Below are 14,291 nucleotides of genomic sequence, written 5' to 3'. Positions count from 1 at the left end.
ACCGACGGGGGGTGTCGTGGACCAGTTCGTGCTGCTCATGCTGGTGTTGCTGGGCGCGCTGATCACGGTCCCGGTCGGCGACCGGCTCGGATTGCCGGCGCCGGTGCTGATGACGCTGCTCGGCATCGTGCTCGCCGTCCTGCCCTTCGTCCCCGACGTGGACATCCCGCCGGGCGTCGTGCTGCCCCTGCTGCTGCCGCCGCTGCTGTACGCGGCGGTGCAGCGTACGTCGTGGCGGCAGTTCGCCGCGAACTGGCAGCCGATCTTCCTGCTGGCGGTGGCGCTGGTGTTCGTGACGACGGCGGCCGTGGCGGTGACGGCGCACGCGCTCGTGCCCGGGCTGCCGCTGGCGGCGGCCGTGGCGCTGGGCGCGCTCGTCGCGCCGCCCGACCCGGTCGCGGCCACGGCGGTGGCCGGGCGGCTCGGCCTGCCCAGGCGCATGGTGTCGCTGCTCGAAGGCGAGGGCCTGTTCAACGACGTCACCGCGATCGTGCTCTACCACGTGGCCATCGCGGCCGTCGTGACCGGCGCGTTCTCGTGGCCGGGGGCGCTGACCGAGTTCGTGCTGTCGGCGGTGGTGGCCGTGCTGGTGGGGCTGGCGCTCGGGTGGCTGGGTGCCTGGCTGATGGACCTGCTCGGCGACGCCACGCTGCAGGTGGGGCTGTCGCTGGTGGTGCCGTTCGTGGCGTACGCGCTGGCGGACGAGCTGCGCGGGTCCGGCGTGCTGGCGGTGCTGACCAGCGCGTTCTACCTCAGCGATCGCATGTCGGACGCGGACGACGTGGTCGGCAGGTTCGCGGCCGGGACGTTCTGGCAGGTCGTGGACACGCTGGTGACGGGGATCGCGTTCGGGCTGATCGGGCTGGAGCTGCACGGCGTGCTCGGCACGGTGCACGGCCGGCCCTGGCTCGTGCTCGGCTGGAGCGCCGTCGTGGTGGCGGTGGTGGTGCTCGTACGGCTCGTCTGGCTGCTCCCGGCGGCCTGGCTGGCCAAGAAGACGAGCGCGGCCGGGCACGAGACCACCGAGATCCCGCTGACCTGGCGGGAGACCGTGGTCATGTGGTGGGCCGGGATGCGCGGGGTGGCGTCGGTGGCGCTGGCGCTGGCCATCCCGCTGGAGATCCACGACGGGTCGCCGTTCCCCGAGCGCTCGGTGATCGTGTTCGTCGCGTTCGCCGTCATCCTGACGACGCTGGTGGCCCAGGGGCTGACGCTGCCGTGGCTGGTGTCGAGGCTGGGGGTCAAGGCCGACACGGCGGCCGAGCGGGAGCTGGAGAAGACGCTGGCGCTCCGTGCCGCCAAGGCGGCCAGGCGGCGGCTGCGGGAGATCGACGAGGCCGAGGACCTGCCCGACGAGATCGTCGAGGCGCTCGACCGGCGCATGACGGATTACGCGCTGCGGATCAGCCCCGAGGCGGCCGACGAGGAGCGGCGCGAGGCGTACGAGCAGCGGGCGCGGCGGGTCAAGCTGGTGCGCCGGGTGCAGGGGGAGATGATGTCCGCCGCCAGGCAGGCGGTCCTGGACGCCCGGCGGGACCCCAGCGCCGACCCTCAGGTGGTGTCGCGGGTCCTGCGCGAGCTGGACGCCAGGAGCCTGCGCTGACTTCCGCCCTTCCAGCCGTGACTGTGTGTGACGATTCACGGCAAAGGGTAATCCATGAAATATGCTGCGTATCGGCACGTGGAGGTCTGCCGAGTCCGTCGACGTCGTCGTCTGCGGATGGCGCGACAGCGGCCCCGGCCAGCTCCGTACGGGCACCAAGCTCATCTACGCGACGGGCGGCCCCGTGCCGGCGCTGCCCGGCCTGCGGGTCGGCTCCCGCGCCGCGTGCGGCGCGGGAGAGATCGCGCGGGCGCTGCTCCAGGGGCTGGACGTGGTGATCACCGCACCCGGCTGCTGCCCCGCCGCGCCGGTGGTGGCGGCGGGCATGTGGCACTACGGCTGGACGCGCGGTGATCTCGGCGCGCTGGCGGGCGCGACCGTCGCCGGGCTGGCGCTGGCGGCGCAGCCGGGCCCGTGCGTGGCCGAGATCTGCCGCGACGGCCGCAGCTCCCTCGACGGGAACGTGACGGAGCCGGCGCTGCGGGCGTGCCTGGCCGCGTGGTTCGCGGGCGGGCGCTACCGGACGCCGGAGGTCACGGTGCCGCTGGAGTCCGTACGCCTCAGCCAGGTGGCGCCCAGCCGGATCCGCATCGCCCCCTGCGCGGGCACCCCCTGAATCGCCCGATGGGGCATGCGGACGAAGGAACGCCTCTCTCTTGGTGATCCGGCACGAATCCGGTGCCCGCGCCATGGCATAACGTCTCCGGTGGGTGTCCATGTCTCGGCTGAGACGTCCCACGAGACGTCGCGTGAAGGGAGGCGGCAGGTTGGCCGTGGTCAGGGAGCTCCACGAGATCGCGGAGTTCGAGCGCGTCTACGCGCTGTTCGAGGACATCTGGCATTTCGGGCCCGGTGACCCGCCCATCACCATGGAGATGATGGTGGCGCTCGCGCACGCGGGCGGCTACGTGGCCGGCGCCTTCGAGGGCGACCGGCTGGTGGGCGGCTCGGTCGGGTTCCTCGCCGCGGGCGGCGCGCTGCACTCGCACGTCACCGGCACGGCGGCCGGGCGCGGCATCGGGCTGGAGCTCAAGCTGCACCAGCGCCGCTGGGCCCTGGAGCGCGAGCTCGGCCGCATCACCTGGACCTACGATCCCCTGGTGCGCCGCAACGCCCATTTCAACCTGGCCAAGCTGGGCGCCCGGCCGCAGGAGTACCTGCCGTGCTTCTACGGGGTCATGGGCGACGCGATCAACCAGGGCGACGAGTCCGACCGGCTGCTCGCCGTCTGGTCGCTGACCGCGCCGCACGTGGCGGCGCTCGCGCGTCGCGAGCCGGTGGCAGCGCAGGTGCCGCCGGACGCGGTGATCGCCCTCGCCGACGAGGGCGGGCGCCCGGCGCCCGGCTCCCCCGACGCCGACACCGTGCTGGTCGCGGTGCCTGAGGACATCGAGGGGTTGCGCGGGTCCGACCCGGGAACGGCCAAGGCCTGGCGGCATGCCGTACGCGACGTGCTCGGCGGGCTGATGGCCGAGGGGCGCAGGGTCACGGGGTTCTCCGGTAAGTCCTTCTATGTAGTGGAGAAAGTGTGAAGATCACTGGGGTAGAGCTGCGGCGGATCGCGATGCCGCTGGTGGCGCCGTTCCGCACGTCGTTCGGCACCGAGACCTCTCGCGACGTCCTGCTGGTCAGGGTCGTGACGCCGGATGCCGAGGGGTGGGGCGAGTGCGTGGCCATGTCCGAGCCGCTCTACTCCTCCGAGTACGTGGACGGCGCCGCGGAGGTGATCCGCCGCTTCCTGCTGCCCGCCCTGCCGAAGAGCCTCGACGCGAACGACGTCGCCCGCGCGCTGGAGCCGATCAAGGGCCATCGCATGGCCAAGGCGGCGGTGGAGACGGCGGTGCTGGACGCGCAGCTCAGGGCGGCGGGCGAGTCGTTCGGCCGGTTCCTCGGCGCGGCCCGCTCCCGGGTGCCGTGCGGGGTGTCCGTCGGCATCATGGACTCGATCCCGCAGCTCCTGGACGCCGTCGGCGGCTATCTGGACGAGGGCTACGTCCGCATCAAGCTCAAGATCGAGCCCGGCTGGGACGTCGAGCCGGTCAGGGCCGTGCGCGAGCGGTTCGGCGACGACGTGCTCCTCCAGGTGGACGCCAACGCCGCCTACTCCCTGACCGACGCCCCCCGGCTGGCCCGGCTCGACGCGTTCGACCTGCTGCTGATCGAGCAGCCGCTGGCCAACGACGACCTGGTCCAGCACGCCAAGCTGGCCACCCGGCTCAGGACGCCGATCTGCCTGGACGAGTCGATCGAGTCGGCCGAGCACGCCGCCGCCGCGATCGCGCTGGGCTCGTGCTCGATCGTCAACATCAAGCCCGGCCGGATCGGCGGCTACCTGGAGGCGCGGCGCATCCACGACCTGTGCCGGGCCAACGGCATCGCGGTGTGGTGCGGCGGCATGCTGGAGACGGGGCTCGGCCGGGCCGCGAACGTGGCGCTGGCGGCGCTGCCCGGGTTCACGCTGCCGGGTGACACCTCGGGGTCGCGGCGCTACTACGCGACCGACGTGACGGAGCCGTTCGAGCTGGTGGACGGGCATCTGGAGGTCCCGGCGGGGCCGGGGCTGGGCGTCGAGCCGATCCCCTCGGTGCTCGACGAGGTGACCACCTCGACGGAGTGGATCACGCTGTGAGACCGCGCCCCCGGCGCGAGCGGCGCCGGGGGCGGGCCGATCACCCGGTGGGGCCGCGCCGCGCCGGGGGCGGGCCGGTCACTTCGCGAGTCGCGGGACCGCCGCCAGCAGGGCGCGCGTGTAGTCGTGCCGTGGCGCGCCGACGACCTGCTCGGCGGGCCCGGTCTCGACCAGCCGCCCCTGGTGCATGACGGCGACCACGTCGGCGACGTACCTGACCACGGCCAGGTTGTGCGAGATGAACAGCATGGTCAGCCCCAGCTCGTCACGCAGCCCGCGTACCAGGTTGAGCACCGCGCCCTGCACGGACACGTCGAGCGAGCTGGTGATCTCGTCGGCGACCAGCAGGCCGGGGTCGCCGCCCAGGGCCCTGGCGATCGCGACGCGCTGCCGCTGGCCGCCGGACAGCTCGCGCGGGTAGCGGCCGGCCAGCTCGGGCGGCAGCCGGACGAGCCCGAGCAGCCGCTCGGCCTCCCGCTCGCGGTCCCCGGTCCTGATGCCCTCGGCGATCGTCCTGCCGATGGTCATGCGGGGGTTCAGCGACGCGTACGGGTCCTGGAACACCATCTGCACGCGCCGGGCGCCCTCGACGCTCCCGGTGTGCGGCAGGAGCCCGCAGACCGCCCTGGCCAGCGACGACTTGCCGGATCCCGACTCGCCGACGAGCCCGACGATCTGGCCGTCCGGCAGGTCGAGCGTGACGTCGTCCACGGCGGTGAAGGCGCCGAAGCGCACGGTCAGGTTCTTGATGATCATGAAACCTCCCAGCAGGCGACCCGCTGCCCCGGGCCGTGCGCGACAAGTTCTGGACGTTCGGCCGAGCAGCGATCGGTGGCCAGGGCGCATCGGGGGGCGAAGGCGCAGCCGGGCCCGGCGTCGGTGGGGGGCGGCTGGGCGCCGGGGATGCCGGCCAGCGGCTTGCTCCTGTCGGTGTCGAGGTCGGGCAGGGAGGCGATCAGCGCCCTGGTGTAGGGGTGCGCGGCCCCGCCGGCCAGCCGGCTCGCGCTCAGCTCCTCCACGATCCGGCCCGCGTACATGACCACGACGCGGTCGCACAGCCCGCCCACGACGGCGATGTCGTGCGAGATGAACAGCGTCGCCGCGCCCGTCTCCGCCACGACCTCGCGCAGCAGCCGCAGGATCTGCCCCTGCACGGTGACGTCGAGCGCGGTCGTGGGCTCGTCGGCGACGATGAGGCGGGGCGTGCCCATGAGGCCCATCGCGATCACGGCGCGCTGCCGCATGCCGCCCGACAGCTCGTGCGGGTGCTGCGCGGCGCGCCGCTCCGGCTCGGGCAGGTGCACGTGGCCGAGCCGGTCCACGGCCCGGCGGCGGGCCTCGGCACGGCTCGCGCCCTCGTGCACGATCGCCACCTCGGCGAGCTGGCCGCCCACCTTGAGCGCCGGGTTGAGCGCGGCCAGCGGGTCCTGGAACACCATCGCGAGCGCGGTGCCGAACTCCTTGGCCGAGAGCGTGGCCACGTCCCTGCCGCCGAGGTGCAGCCGCCCGTAGGTCACCGTCCCCGGGTACGGCACCAGCCCGCCGATCGCGGCCGCGGTCATGCTCTTGCCGCTGCCCGACTCCCCCACCAGGCCGACGATCTCACCGGGCGCCATGGTCAGGGACAGCTCACGTACCGGGGCCGAGCCGCCGGGGAACGTGACGGTCAGGTCGCTGATCTCCAGCACCGCTCCCGGCTCCGGCTCCCCCGGCGTGGCCACGGCGGGCCCGCGGGCCTCCTGGCGCGTGGCGGGCCTGCGAGCGGCGGCCCTGGCCAGCGCGTCGCCCAGCAGGTTGAAGCCGATGCCGGCCAGGGCGATGGCCGCCGCCGGGCCGAGCGCGACCTCGGGCGTCACGTAGATGCGCGGGAAGCCGTCGAACAGCAGCCGCCCCCAGTCGAACGACGGCGGCTGCACCCCCAGCCCCAGGAAGGACAGCCCGGCCAGGCCCAGCAGCGCGCCGCCGAGCGCCTGGGCCAGGTTGAGGATGAGCGGCTCGGCGATGTTGGGCAGCACGTGCCTGGTCAGGATCAGGCGGCGGGGGACGCCGAGCAGGCGGGCGGCGGCGACGTAGTCGGCCCCGGCCACGGCGGCGGCCAGCGTCCTGGTGAGCCTGGCGAAGCCCGGCGCGATCGCCACCCCGATGCCGAGCACCGCGCCGCGCGCCCCCAGGCCGGTGACGACGGCCGTGAACATGGCCAGCAGCAGCCCGGGGAAGGCCACCAGGGCGTTGACCGTCCCCGAGGCCACGGCGGCGGCGCGCCTGGGGAGCACCGAGGGCAGCGCCCCGAGCACGATGCCGGTCACGGCGCCGATGACCGTGGCCGCGATGGCCAGGGCGAGCGAGTACCGCCCGGCCACCAGGACCCTGGCCAGCAGGTCGCGGCCCAGGCTGTCGGTGCCCAGGGGATGCTGGGCCGAGGCTCCCTGGAGGATGGCGGCGGCGTCGATGCGCTCGGCGGTGTCGCCCCAGACCAGCGGGCCCGCGACGGCCAGCGCCGCCATGAGCGTCACGATCGCGGCTCCCGCCACGGCGGGGCCGCTCCACCGGACGGACATCAGGTCTGCTCCTTGAGCTCGGAGGTCGGGTCGAGCGCGCCGAGTGCCAGGTCCACGCCGAGGTTCACGATCAGCACGATCGCGCCGTAGACGAGGATCACGCCCTGGGCGACGGGGTAGTCCTTCTGCGTGATCGCCTCGACGATCTTCATGCCGAGCCCCGGCCAGGCGAAGACGTACTCGACGAGCACGCCGCCGGCGATGAGCGAGGTCAGCAGCAGGCCGCCGACGGTGAGCGTCGCGGTGAGCGTGTTCGGCAGCACGTGCCTGATGTGCAGCCGGGCCGCCGGCAGCCGCTTGGCCCTGGCCAGCCGCACGTAGTCGGTGCCGAGCTCGCGCAGCGTCTCCACCCGCGAGATGCGGGCGATCATGGCGATCGGGCCGGCCGCGAGTGCCAGGACGGGCAGGACGTACGTGATGGGCCCGGACTTGCCGGCCGGCGGGAACCAGCCGAGGCCGATGGCGAACAGGGCCACCAGGCCGATCGCGTACAGGAACTCGGGCACGGCCACGGCGGTGCCCGTCGAGGCGCTGAAGCCGAGGTCCGTGCCCCTGTTGCGGCCGTTCTCCGTGCGGATGGCGGCCCACATGCCGAGGGGGATCGCGGCCAGCAGGGCGACGGCGGTGGCGAGGAGGGCGAGCGCGAGGGTGTTGGGCAGGCGGGCCGTGATGACCTCGCCCACCGGTTCACTCGTCAAGAACGAAGTACCGAAATTTCCGGACAAGACGTTGGTGACGTACGTGGTGAACTGCTCGGGAAGCGGGCGATCCAGGCCGAGCGCCGCCCTGCGCGCCTCCACCAGCTCGACCGGCGCGGCCGGGCCGAGGGAGGTGCGCACGGGGTCGCCGGGGATCAGGTGGATCATGGCGAACGACGCGACCAGGAGCACGGCCAGCGACACGGCGAACCGCAGTGCTCTCCTCAGGCCTCGTCGCAGGGCCCGCCGCGCCCCCACCCGTGCCCGCGCCCCCGCCGACGAGGTCCGGTCGGCGAGGGGTGTGCGGGGGTCGCTCATTCAGCCTCCCTCGGTGAGCCGGATCGAGGAGGCCACGAACAGCCCGCCCTGCATCTCGTACGCGGCCCCCTTGCTCGCCTGCAGCACCGTGTTCTGCACCACCGGGATCAGGTCGGCGTTCTCGAACAGGGCCGACTCGGACTCCTGCCACGACGCGCACCCTTCGGCGGACGGCAGCAGACCGGCCTTGGCGACGAGCGACTCGTACCGCTTGTTGGACAGGTGCGCGAAGTTGGCGCCCTTGGGCGCGCCGGGCCCCGACAGGAACCCCGTGAGCTGCGAGGGCAGCGTGACGCCGATCGGCACCCAGGCGACGTCCCAGTCCTGGGCGGCGTTGAGCGACTCCGACACCTTGGCGTCGATCCCGCCGTTCAGCTTCACCTCGACCCCGGCCTTGCGCCAGGCGGCGCCCAGGTACTCCGCCGCCGCCTGCACCCCCGCGCCCCTGGTCGTCGCGTACAGCAGCCGCAGCGTCAGCCGCTTGCCGTCCTTCACCCTGATCCCGTCGCCGCCCGGCCGCCAGCCCGCCGCGTCCAGCGCGGACGCGGCGGCCGCCGCGTCGAAGGCGGGCAGGTGCCCGGTGACGGTGTCGCCCTGGCACGGGCGCGGGTCGAGGACGAGCCCGGTGGCGGGTCTGCCGGTGCCGCTGGAGGCGATCCCGGCCAGCTCCTTGAGGTCCACGGCCTGGGTCAGGGCCTTGCGCACGGCCGGGTCGTGGGCGGGCCTGTCGTCGCCCTGGTGGTAGAAGAACTGGCCGTTCCCGTACGGGACCACCTTCTTGGTGACACGGGGGTCGGCCTCCAGGCGGGCGCGGTCGGGGCCGTACAGGACGGCGCCGTTGAGGGTGCCGGAGACGAGCAGGTTCGTGGCGGTCTGCTCGTTCGGCACGACCTTGAGCACCACCGTCTCCGGGAGGTCCTTGCCGCTGGCGCCGTCCGGCCCCCAGGCGTAGTCCCTGCGCGCCTTGAACGTGTAGTGGTCGCTCGGCACCGCCTCCGTGAGCCGGAAGGGCCCGCTGCCCGAGGTGCCCCTGGCCAGCAGGGATCGGTCCTTGACGCCCTTGCCGCACACGACGAAGATGCTCCGCGCGCTCTCCAGGATGAAGCTGAACGGCTCGGGCATGGACAGCTTCACCGTGCCGGCCGCGTCGTCGGCCTCGGCCTTCATCCCGGTGGGGACGAACACGCCGTAGACGGGCGACTTCGTGGCCGGGTCGGCGATGTGGTTGACGCTCGCCGCGACGTCGGAGGCGGTCATCGGCGCGCCGTCGGCGCAGGTGACGCCCTTGCGCAGGGTGAAGGTGACGGCGTCGGGCGTGACCTGCCAGGTTTGGGCCAGCCCCGGAACGATCTTTCCGGCCGCCGAGGCGTGCACGAGGGTGTCGTAGGCCAGGGACAGGACGGTGTTGGTGACCGATAGCACGCCCATGGCCGGGTCCAGGACGCCGGGATCGGAGGGCAGCGCGAAGGTGAAGGTGCCGCCGGTGGCCTGCTCACCGCCGTCCGTTCCACCGCAGGCAGCCGCGAGCAGGGCGAGCGCGGTGAGTGCCGCTGCTGCTGGTTTTCTCATGGTGACTCCAGACGGGCGTGGGGGATGTGCACCACCTTCGCCGCTCGTCCAGGCTGGTTCTTCGTGCCCGATCACGAAAAAGGCGGGCGTCCTGGTGCTACCGGCCGAAGATCCGCATCTGCAGCATCGCGGTGAGCCGGGCGTCCGGGTCGGACAGGTCGAGTCCGCTGATCTCGAGGAGGCGTTTGAGCCGGTAGCGGAAGGTGTTGGCGTGGATGTGCATCTGGGCCGAGGCGATGTTCACCTCGCCGAACGCGTCCAGGTACGCCCGCAGGGTCGCGGCCAGCTCGGTCCCGTGCTCGGCGTCGTGGTCGAGCAGCCGCTGGTAGGGGCCGGTGGGCGTCTGCTCCTCCGCGGCGGCCACGTCGGCGACCTGGAGCAGCAGCGACTCGAAGTGGACGGAGGTGTAGCCGGCGGCCTGCCCGGTCGTGCCCCGCGAGCGCAGCACGCGCAGCGCCCGGTCCGCGTCGGCCCGCGACCTGGCGACCTGCGCGAGGCTGAGCGCCAGGCGGCCCGCGCCGACGTTGGCCGCGTGCCGGGGACCGACCCTGGCCAGGAAGCTCTCCGCCACGCGGACGGCCCGCGCCTCCTCCTCGCCGGTCGAGTGCAGCGGCAGCACCGCGTACGCGACGGAGCCGACGAGCGCGGCGGCGGCCTTCGGATGGATGGCCCCGACGTGCAGCGCGAGCGCGTCGCAGAAGCGCTGCCGGTCGCTCTCGCCCCTGGCCGGGTCGGCGGCGTCGGCGTCGGCGAGCTGGGCGGCCAGCACGCACAGGCGGGTGGTCGCGATGCCGAGCCGGCCGGCCGCCTCGGCGGCGTCCGCGCCGCCGGCCAGCACGGTGGACAGCAGGTCGGCGCGCATTCGCCGCTGGGTGTCGGCCCCGGCCCGCTCGCGCAGCAGCTGCAGCGCCACGATCTTCGCGGCGTCGGCGAGTGCCCGCTGCCGCTGCTCGCTCAGCGGCTCGCGGACGGCCGCCCAGATGGAGCCGAGGATCTCGTCGCCCGAGCGCACCGCGACGGCGGCGCGGTTGACGACGGTGCCATCGTCGATCTCGATGTAGATGGGCTCGCGGCTCTGGTAGAGCCGCTTGAACTCGCCCCGCTCGTCGAGCAGCCGCAGGTAGCGCTCGGGCACCTCGCGGCCGAGCACGGTCTCGACGCGGCCCTGGTCGGCCTCGTCCTGCCGCCCCGAGAACGCGAGCACCCGCGAGGACCTGTCCTCGATCGTGACGGGCGCGTCGAGCAGCGCGCAGACGGCGTTGGCCAGCGAGAACAGGTCTCCCTGCGACTCCTCCCCGGGCTCGGCCAGGTCGCCCTCCGCCAGCAGGGAGCGCAGCAGGGCGGCCACCTGGGACCAAGAGGCGGCCCTGGTCAGGCCGAGCACGGCGACGCCGGTCTCCAGCACGGTGGCCCGCACCCGCTCGTCGGCGTCCACGGGCAGCTTCACCACGACGCCCGCGGCCTGCGGCGCCCGGCCGAGCAGGGCGCAGATGTCGGCCGCGCCCTGCACCCCGACGGCGAGCAGGATCCCGCCCCGCGGGACGATCAGCTCGTCCAGCGGGTCGTAGATGTGCACGCCGGTGACCTCGGTGTCGAGGTCACCAGGGGACGCGGCCACGTCGAGGACGGTGGTGCCGAGATCCTGCAGGATCCGCCCGAGACTGGCGCGCGGACGATTCCGCATCTGGTCACGATATTCCACGTGAACGGACATCAGCCGCGCGCGGGGTCACCGAGCGGGTCCACGACGCCTCCTCAGCCGATCTTCGGGGTGGCGCGCGCGCCGAGGTGCACGTACGGGGAGCCGTCCGGCAGCTCGTAGAACACCGCGGACGTCCAGTCGGGCGCGCCGCCCAGCTTGCACACGAACGTCACGTCGTCGACGGCCACGAGCGAGCACTCCTCCGGCGGCTGGAGGGCGGCCAGCGCGCCCGTGGGTTCGTACCGGAGCCACGGCTCGCCGTCGCGCATCGACACCGTCAGCCGCGCTCCGGCCCGCTCGTAGACGCCGGTGAAGCGCCCGGCGTCCACGTCGGCGGGCGTCCCGGGCGGCTCCGGCGAGACCGGCACGGTCAGCCCGTCGAGCTCGGCGAACAGCTCCGTGGCCAGGGCCCGGGTGAAGGAGTTGGCGTGGCCGCCGTTCGCGGTCGCGCACACGACGGTGCCGGTGTCCGGCACGGCCCACAGCATGGCGTGCTGGCCGATGGTGTTGCCGCCGTGGGAGATGACGCGGCGGCCGCTCCACTCGTCGAGGATCCAGCCGATCCCCCACTGCCTGCCGAGGGTGTACGGGTTCGGGATGTCCACCTGCGGCTCCCACATGGCCGCGGGGTCGTCCAGCAGGCCGCCTTCGAGGTGGGCGCGGCCGAAGGCCACCACGTCGGCGGCCCTGGCGCAGACCAGCCCGGCCGGGCCCATCGACCGCATGAGCTGCCACACCGGGGCGGTCTTGCCGTCGGCGTGGCCCATCGCGGCGCGGAAGCGCAGCACGTCCTCCGGCAGGGTCCAGGTGTGGGTGAGGCCGAGCGGCTCGGAGATCTGCTCGCGCAGCACGTCGTCCCAGCGCTTGCCGGTCAGCCGCTCCAGCACCCGGCCCGCGATGACGAACCCGGAGTTGCAGTAGGACTGGGTGGCGCCCAGGGGGTGGTTCTGGATCAGGTCCGCGCAGGCTTCGACGTATTTCGCCACGCAGTCGTCGCCGCGCCCGGTGTCGATGAACAGGTCGCCGTCGATGCCGCTGGTGTGGGAGAGGAGATGCCTGATGGTGACGCTCTTGGTCACCTCCGCGTCCGCCACCCTGAACTCCGGCAGCACCTCGCTCACCGGCGTGTCGAGCGTCAGCCTGCCCTGCTCGATCTGCCGCATGACCAGGGTGGCGGTCCAGACCTTGGTGACCGAGCCGATCTGGAAGAGGGAGTCCGGGGTCGCCTCGACGCCGGTGTCCAGGTTGAGTGTGCCGGCGGCGTACTCGTGCAGCTCGCCCTGATGCAGGTACGCCAGCGTGGCGCCGGGCACCTCGTACTGGGCGATCAGCTCGGGGAGACGCTGATCCATTGCTCCAGCCACGCGATGATCCTCTCGTTGTAGTCGAACCGGTGTGAGGGCCGGCCGTTCAGGATGAACAGGTGGCTCGCGCCGGGATAGCGCACCAGCCGGACGGGCACCCGCTGCTCGCGCAGCGCCGCGAACCACTGCTCGGCCTGGCCGACGGGACAGCGGTCGTCGTTCTCGCCGTGCAGGACGAGGGTCGGGGTGGTGACCTCGCCGACGCGGGTGATCGGGGACTGCGCGGCCAGGTCTCCCGGGCACTCGTACGTCTTGAGCTGGAAGCCCATGTCGGACGTGCCCGCCATGCTGGTCAGGTCGCTCACGCAGCCGCCCGGGATCGCGGCCTTGAACCGGCCGGTCCTGGTCGTCAGCCAGCACGTCATGTAGCCGCCGTAGCTGTAGCCGGTGACGGCCAGCCGCTCGGGATCGGCCGTGCCGTCGGCCACCAGGTCGTCGATCGCGGTGAGGAAGTCCTGGGTGTCGGCCAGGCCCCAGGCGCCCACGGCCGCCTTGTAGAAGGCCTCGCCGTAGCCGTCGCTGGCGCGGGGGTTGAGGGTGAGCACGGTCCAGCCGCGGGCGACCAGGCTCTGGTGGTAGAGGTGGACGCCGTCGAAGATTGGCGCCCAGGCGTTGTGCGGGCCGCCGTGGACGTCCAGCAGGAGCGGGCCCGGGGTGGTGGCGTTCTCGTCGCGCAGCACGAATCCCTCGACGGGGGTGCCGTCGGGCGCGGTGAACGTGCGGCGGCCCGGCGTGAACAGCTCCACGTCGTCCAGCGCGTAGTCGGTGAGGCGGGCGGGCTCGTCCGCGCCGTCCGGGCGGGCGAGGTAGACGTCGCCGGCGCTGTGCGGGGTCGCGGCCACGTACGCGATCAGGCCCGCGGCCACGCTCGCCCCCGACACGCTCGTCTCCTCCGGGACCAGCCGCTCGGCGGGAGCCCGGTAGAGGTGCGTCGAGCCGCGGTCGCGGGCGCAGAACAGCAGGTCGTCGCCCAGCAGCGCGGGCACCGCGCCCGGGTATCCGGGATGGCCGATCATGACGTTGCGGTCCAGCCCCGTCTCCACCTCGCCGGGCCCGCCGGGGCCGAGCGTGAACAGGCGGACGTGCCCGACGGGATCGCCCTTCAGCCCCGCGACGACCAGCCGCTCGCCGAGCCACCACGCTCCCGCGCAGATGAGCTCGGGGTCGGTCAGCCGCTCGGGCTCGGCGTCCTCGCGCGCGTCCACGGCGTACGCCGCGCCGCCGGCCTCCAGGTCGCGGCCCGGCTCCATGTTCGCCACGAACGCCAGCCGGGTGCCGTCCGGCGACCACGACGGCTCGCCCGCGTGGAAGTCGCCGCCGGTGACCTGCGCCGTGCGCCCGGTGGCCGCGTCCACGACGAACAGGTGCACGCTCACGCCGCGCAGCAGGCCCGTGCCGTCCGCCTTGTGGTCCAGCCGGTCGGCCACCACGGGCGCGTGCGCGGCGGCTCCGGTGGTGACGGGGCCCGCGAAGGCGATCCGCGTACCGTCCGGCGACCACACCGGCGCGCCCGCGCCGTCCTCACGGGAGGTGAGCGGGCGCGGCTCGCCGCCGTCCATCGGCAGCAGGTGGATCTGCGGCCTGCCGTCCACCGGGCGCAGATACGCCAGCGTCCGGCCGTCGGGCGACCACCGGGCGGCGCTCCCCTCGGCGAGCCGGCGCGGCGGCGTGCCCGGGGCGGCGAGCCAGATCTCCGTACGGTTCTCGTCGGCGTCGCGATCGGCGGTGGTCAGCGTGTACGCGACCGCGCCGCCGTCGGGGCGCAGCCGTGGATCGGAGGGAACGGCGATGCGGTAGAGGTCGTCCAGGACGAGACGCGTCATGGTCAAACGGTAGGCCAGTGCCGCCCG

Annotated in this window: 11 protein-coding genes; 4 read left to right on the top strand and 7 right to left on the bottom strand. The window is 73.6% G+C overall.

Translation table 11 applies throughout. From position 1 onward, the window contains the following. The first annotated feature begins 16 nt into the window (after positions 1–16). From ABEA43_RS42445 to menC, 4 genes are all read left to right on the top strand, one after another. Positions 17–1,603 (top strand): Na+/H+ antiporter, encoded by a 1,587-nt coding sequence (locus ABEA43_RS42445; protein WP_345571243.1) that lies wholly within the window; start codon positions 17–19, stop codon positions 1,601–1,603. Positions 1,604–1,664: 61 nt separating this feature from the next. Beyond that, the gene (locus tag ABEA43_RS42440; protein WP_345571241.1) at positions 1,665–2,219 is read left to right on the top strand and encodes an acyclic terpene utilization AtuA family protein; all 555 of its coding nucleotides are present in this window, start codon (positions 1,665–1,667) and stop codon (positions 2,217–2,219) included. Positions 2,220–2,376: 157 nt separating this feature from the next. After that, positions 2,377–3,135 (top strand): GNAT family N-acetyltransferase, encoded by a 759-nt coding sequence (locus tag ABEA43_RS42435; RefSeq protein ID WP_345571357.1) that lies wholly within the window; start codon positions 2,377–2,379, stop codon positions 3,133–3,135. Beyond that, positions 3,132–4,232: an o-succinylbenzoate synthase gene (gene menC, locus ABEA43_RS42430; RefSeq protein ID WP_345571239.1), complete on the top strand. Its 1,101-nt coding sequence runs from the start codon at positions 3,132–3,134 to the stop codon at positions 4,230–4,232. The genes ABEA43_RS42435 and menC overlap by 4 nt, the downstream gene beginning before the upstream one ends. 78 nt (positions 4,233–4,310) lie before the next feature. Here menC and ABEA43_RS42425 read toward each other — a convergent pair whose 3' ends face one another. The 7 genes from ABEA43_RS42425 to ABEA43_RS42395 form a co-directional block, all read right to left on the bottom strand. Then, positions 4,311–4,988 (bottom strand): ABC transporter ATP-binding protein, encoded by a 678-nt coding sequence (locus tag ABEA43_RS42425; protein ID WP_345571237.1) that lies wholly within the window; start codon positions 4,986–4,988, stop codon positions 4,311–4,313. After that, on the bottom strand, positions 4,985–6,790 hold the full coding sequence (locus tag ABEA43_RS42420; RefSeq protein WP_345571235.1) for a dipeptide/oligopeptide/nickel ABC transporter permease/ATP-binding protein: 1,806 nt from the start codon (positions 6,788–6,790) through the stop codon (positions 4,985–4,987). The genes ABEA43_RS42425 and ABEA43_RS42420 overlap by 4 nt, the downstream gene beginning before the upstream one ends. Next, complete coding sequence (locus tag ABEA43_RS42415) at positions 6,790–7,806, bottom strand: ABC transporter permease (RefSeq protein ID WP_345571233.1); 1,017 nt, start codon at positions 7,804–7,806, stop codon at positions 6,790–6,792. The genes ABEA43_RS42420 and ABEA43_RS42415 overlap by 1 nt, the downstream gene beginning before the upstream one ends. After that, entirely contained in the window at positions 7,807–9,375 is a 1,569-nt protein-coding gene (locus tag ABEA43_RS42410) for an ABC transporter substrate-binding protein (protein ID WP_345571231.1), read from the bottom strand. Between the two features lie 97 nt (positions 9,376–9,472). After that, positions 9,473–11,059, bottom strand: coding sequence for a PucR family transcriptional regulator (locus ABEA43_RS42405; RefSeq protein WP_345571229.1), 1,587 nt, complete (start codon positions 11,057–11,059; stop codon positions 9,473–9,475). A 71-nt stretch (positions 11,060–11,130) separates the two neighbouring features. Further along, a complete protein-coding gene (locus tag ABEA43_RS42400; protein ID WP_345571227.1) occupies positions 11,131–12,429 on the bottom strand; it encodes a serine hydrolase domain-containing protein in 1,299 nt (432 codons plus the stop codon). Further along, positions 12,405–14,264, bottom strand: coding sequence for a S9 family peptidase (locus ABEA43_RS42395; RefSeq protein ID WP_345571225.1), 1,860 nt, complete (start codon positions 14,262–14,264; stop codon positions 12,405–12,407). Before ABEA43_RS42395 ends, ABEA43_RS42400 begins: the two co-directional genes overlap by 25 nt. Positions 14,265–14,291: the final 27 nt, after the last annotated feature.

This window comes from Nonomuraea rosea, from assembly GCF_039539705.1.
Lineage (GTDB): Bacteria > Actinomycetota > Actinomycetes > Streptosporangiales > Streptosporangiaceae > Nonomuraea > Nonomuraea rosea.
The sequence above is the reverse complement of the archived record's forward strand: the minus strand, read 5'-3'. Positions and strand labels throughout refer to the sequence as shown.

What these genes read in the sequence shown, in the direction of transcription:
- ABEA43_RS42425 (WP_345571237.1), bottom strand. Translation starts at nt 4,988, where the DNA reads ATGATCATCAAGAACCTGACCGTGCGCTTCGGCGCCTTCACCGCCGTG.
- ABEA43_RS42395 (WP_345571225.1), bottom strand. Translation starts at nt 14,264, where the DNA reads ATGACGCGTCTCGTCCTGGACGACCTCTACCGCATCGCCGTTCCCTCC.
- ABEA43_RS42405 (WP_345571229.1), bottom strand. Translation starts at nt 11,059, where the DNA reads ATGCGGAATCGTCCGCGCGCCAGTCTCGGGCGGATCCTGCAGGATCTC.
- ABEA43_RS42415 (WP_345571233.1), bottom strand. Translation starts at nt 7,806, where the DNA reads ATGAGCGACCCCCGCACACCCCTCGCCGACCGGACCTCGTCGGCGGGG.
- ABEA43_RS42410 (WP_345571231.1), bottom strand. Translation starts at nt 9,375, where the DNA reads ATGAGAAAACCAGCAGCAGCGGCACTCACCGCGCTCGCCCTGCTCGCG.
- ABEA43_RS42420 (WP_345571235.1), bottom strand. Translation starts at nt 6,790, where the DNA reads ATGTCCGTCCGGTGGAGCGGCCCCGCCGTGGCGGGAGCCGCGATCGTG.
- ABEA43_RS42440 (WP_345571241.1), top strand. Translation starts at nt 1,665, where the DNA reads ATGCTGCGTATCGGCACGTGGAGGTCTGCCGAGTCCGTCGACGTCGTC.
- ABEA43_RS42400 (WP_345571227.1), bottom strand. Translation starts at nt 12,429, where the DNA reads ATGGATCAGCGTCTCCCCGAGCTGATCGCCCAGTACGAGGTGCCCGGC.